The 3,829-nt window shown below is 49.6% G+C and carries 6 protein-coding genes; 3 read left to right on the forward strand and 3 right to left on the reverse strand.

Annotated features, from left to right (window positions below; all coding sequences use genetic code 11):
• A partial coding sequence (locus FEV53_RS19745) for an integrase core domain-containing protein (RefSeq protein ID WP_142835960.1) occupies positions 1 to 264 on the forward strand: 264 nt, incomplete at its 5' end.
• Positions 265 to 594: 330 nt separating this feature from the next.
• Complete coding sequence (locus FEV53_RS19750; RefSeq protein WP_142836359.1) at positions 595 to 1,683, forward strand: DUF6990 domain-containing protein; 1,089 nt, start codon at positions 595 to 597, stop codon at positions 1,681 to 1,683.
• Between the two features lie 135 nt (positions 1,684 to 1,818).
• Here the strand turns inward: FEV53_RS19750 and FEV53_RS19755 are convergent, their stop codons facing one another.
• The gene (locus FEV53_RS19755; RefSeq protein WP_142836284.1) at positions 1,819 to 2,316 is read right to left on the reverse strand and encodes a hypothetical protein; all 498 of its coding nucleotides are present in this window, start codon (positions 2,314 to 2,316) and stop codon (positions 1,819 to 1,821) included.
• Positions 2,317 to 2,469: 153 nt separating this feature from the next.
• Positions 2,470 to 2,898 carry a DUF6331 family protein gene (locus tag FEV53_RS19760; protein WP_142836360.1) on the reverse strand — a complete coding sequence of 143 codons (429 nt, stop codon included), beginning with the start codon at positions 2,896 to 2,898 and terminating at the stop codon, positions 2,470 to 2,472.
• A 181-nt stretch (positions 2,899 to 3,079) separates the two neighbouring features.
• Between FEV53_RS19760 and FEV53_RS19765 the strand changes: the two genes are divergently transcribed.
• Entirely contained in the window at positions 3,080 to 3,442 is a 363-nt protein-coding gene (locus FEV53_RS19765; RefSeq protein ID WP_142836361.1) for a hypothetical protein, read from the forward strand.
• A 122-nt stretch (positions 3,443 to 3,564) separates the two neighbouring features.
• Here FEV53_RS19765 and FEV53_RS19770 read toward each other — a convergent pair.
• On the reverse strand, positions 3,565 to 3,829 hold a 265-nt coding region (locus tag FEV53_RS19770; RefSeq protein WP_142835960.1), incomplete at its 5' end, for an integrase core domain-containing protein.

The following is a 3,829-nucleotide window of genomic DNA, read 5'->3' on the forward strand; positions in this document are numbered from 1 at the left end:
GACTGGATCAAAGCTGTCGGCGCGAAAACGGCTTACATCGAACCTGGATCGCCTTGGGAGAACGGATACTGCGAAAGCTTCAACGCCCGTTTCCGCGACGAGTTCCTGAATGGCGAAACCTTCTACAGCCTGCGCGAGGCGCAGATCCTGATCGAACAATGGAGGAAACACTACAACACGAAACGACCACACAGCGCATTAGGCTATCGCCCACCGGCCCCGGAAACCGTCGTCACGATGGACCGGAGGCCCGTCATGCACTAACAATCAAATTGGACCACTCAAGTGGGGCTGATCACTACCGATCCTGTCTGACACACCTGCTGACGTTCTGGCCTATGTGTCGGCTGAGTGGCCGTAGTCCGTCGAACCTCCTGCTCGATTCTCTCGGCACGTTGCTCAGCACCTGAAGGTCGGTTGTGCGGGGACGAAGCTGCCATTTGCTGCATCTGGTCGAAAGGCTGCTGCAGTCAGGTTGTATTCTCCTGCCGAACTCTGCAAGATCAGGGAGTGGTAGCCGATGTCATTCTATTGAGAGACTGAGCGCATGGGCAGCCCACTTGACTGTTTAGAACAGCTTATAGAGGCCCAAAGTTGAGTTTCGATTTGTTAGTTTTTGATTCTCGACTGGCACCCACAAAAGATGAAGAATTTGAAGATTGGTATAGATCTTTGGTTCGTTGGGATCAGCCTGAAGACAATTTTGATCCGAAAACTAGCTCACCGCCATTGCAAAATTTCTTTGACCATTTAGGCAAGACGTTTCCGTCGATGGGTTGGTCAAATACAGGGGCTCACAAACCCATTCGCAAAGAGGGAAGCCTCGCCAGATTAACTCGCCGCTTGTTTAGGTGGAAACGGCAGCCTGAAAGTGCAGGAGAACTGCCTGAGGACTTCGACGAGGCTTGTTTTGCAGACTATAGCTTCAGCAAAGATGCTATATACATTTGTTTTGCATGGTCGGTCTCAGAACAAGCACTCCACGCAACCATTGAAGCGGCGCTTAGAGCACGTGTTGGGTTTTATTATGTCAACGCCAACAATGCTCGCCCGATCCGTAGAAGACAAGATTTGATCGCCCTTAAAAACCAGATCTTATCTGCGTCAACTCGGAAGTTTGCGAAGGCCGACTTGTTCAAGCTTCTGAAAGAAGACGGCTGGTTGGTCACACGTGATGCAGATGACGGTTCCCGCTCGGCAACACGTGTCGAAGAAGACAAAGTCTTCCAGTTATTTCCCCGTATCAGCCATACTAGCGATGGCACGACTATCGACTGGGGAGAGAGTGTGGTTCCCTTGAAATATCTGGATGCCATTTCGGTTATTAATGACAAAACCTATAATTTTTACCCGCTAAAATTCCAAAACGGCACGCGCCTAGAGAGAAAAAATCTAACTCGTGAAGTGGCAAGATTGGAATTAGACGTTATTGTTGCCAAACTTCGCGAGGAAGACTTGAGCGTAGCCCTCCACGAAACAGCAAACTTACCATTGTCATCACCCGGCAATGCCCCTCTCCGACTTCTCGCAGCCAAAGCATGCAGAGGTGAGTATTTTGACTTATGTGAAATGCGAGACAAAATGAAATCAGGCAACAGGCAAGGTTTTGTTCCATATATCAAGACTGAGCATTTAGAGCGTGCAGTAAAAGCCTGTGTCCAACTTAATGAAGACTTGAAGTAAAGGCATGATCTGATTGGAATCAATCGTTGAAAGCTGCCCTTCATGCACAGCGCAGCGTTAGTCAAAGTGGGCTAGTTCCCGACCTTCGCTGCAGATTTGTCCGAAGGTCGGGTGTGCGGACTTTGCTTCCGTTCGCTAAGTCAGTCCATCAATGTCAAAATAGTAAGATAGATATTGGTGTTCTATGAGAGCATATCTGCCAATTAATCCTTCATTTTTTGGCCACTGTTCGATCCATGTCAACGCGTACTGATTATCCATCTGCCGTTCGATATCGAAATCAAAAAAACACGCGAAATAGAGTGTCGCAGTACGATCAATCTCGGTGATTGGGCAGTCCCAATATCCATGGGATTTACCGTACTCTCGGTTAATAAATGCGGGGGTTGTGTCTGTATTTGGCGAGACAAGAATCTGCGAATTCTTGGGGCCATACTCTGCTGGTGAAAGTGGAGATGGATATATAACCATTGCTTTAAAAAGCGCATTTTCAGCGAAATCAAAATTTTCTCGCCAATCCCAAGCACCCAGTTCTTGTGGTGAAGGAAACATGAAGTGGTTGTTGTAGAGTTCGCGACTTGCAAGTCGAAAGCGATCTAATAGCGGTGTTATGTTGAGCTTTTCCATATCCATAAATGATTATCTGACTTTGAATCCAATTCAACCTTCGCAATGATACACAATTACGACCAGTAGGTTTGGGCTCGTTCCCGACCTTCGCTGCAGATTTGTCCGAAGGTCGGGTGTGCGGGAAGGAGCGGACTTTCACGCCACACTCCAAATCATTCAATCTTCGTTCATAACGTCGGAACCCCGGCCATTTTTCCAAACGAAAACGGGATCGCGGTTGTCCGATTGCTCGGCGACGAGAATAGCTTGCGCCAATTCGGCCTGTCGCTCCAGCGCTTCGGCGAAGACATCCACTCTCCGACCCGACATGCGCTCGTTTATTTCGTTGATCGTAGTGCCGCGTGCACTTGCACCATTTGATCCATAATTTGATTTCAATGTCTTTGCTTGTTCGATGATCTCCCACGCAACACGTGATGGATAGCGGGGGTTTCTGCTCAGACAATACGAAGCGATGTGTAATGGAGAAAAGTCGCAAGCATCCAACCCACAACATTCGATCTCACAGATTGTCGCGCAGTATCTGGCCAGCGCTTCAATATGTATCTGCGGGCGCGGAGCAGGTAGCTGAGGTATACGGTTCATACGATTCCAGCCGGATTAAGCAATTATTAGCTGAGTATGCCACGCCAACTTCGTCTATTACACTGCGAAAATTTGGTAGTTTGGGCTCGTTCCCGACCTTCGCTGCAGATTTGTCCGAAGGTCGGGTGTGCGGGACTTTGCTGCCATTGCGTAAGCTAACGACACGCCGCTTAGTGTTCTCATGGAAAATTCAGAAGAAATCGTGGCGAAGGTCCTCAGAAACCTTCCATTGCCCCAAGACAAGTTCGCGCCAGGAAGCAGGTTTTGGCTCACCCTTTATCTTGAGGGTAGCCCAACTGCCTACTCGTTGGCGAAAACGCAGCTGCATGCTCTTGGCTGGGTAAACCTTTGTGAAAAAGATGATTTTGCAGGCTTCTCTTACCCAAAGAAAGAAGTGCTCAATGCTACGGCCGTAGTTTGCGACGCTTTGAGGGGCGCATTGTCCGTCTGCAAAGACACTGGGTTGGACATTGGCTTGATTGACGCAGATACGGAAACTGAACCGGCCAATTCAAGCTGGCACAATCTGTACAAGCAAACATGAATGTTACCGATGGACGACGTAGGTATGGGCTCACTGCTGCCGTTCGGCGCTGCGGCGCGATCACAGCGCTCCACGGGATTCGTCAGCATGATCAGCCCCACTTGAGTGGTCCAATTTGATTGTTAGTGCATGACGGGCCTCCGGTCCATCGTGACGACGGTTTCCGGGGCCGGTGGGCGATAGCCTAATGCGCTGTGTGGTCGTTTCGTGTTGTAGTGTTTCCTCCATTGTTCGATCAGGATCTGCGCCTCGCGCAGGCTGTAGAAGGTTTCGCCATTCAGGAACTCGTCGCGGAAACGGGCGTTGAAGCTTTCGCAGTATCCGTTCTCCCAAGGCGATCCAGGTTCGATGTAAGCCGTTTTCGCGCCGACAGCTTTGATCCAGTCC

Source organism: Palleronia caenipelagi, assembly GCF_007004065.1.
In the GTDB taxonomy this organism is placed as follows: Bacteria; Pseudomonadota; Alphaproteobacteria; order Rhodobacterales; family Rhodobacteraceae; genus Palleronia; species Palleronia caenipelagi.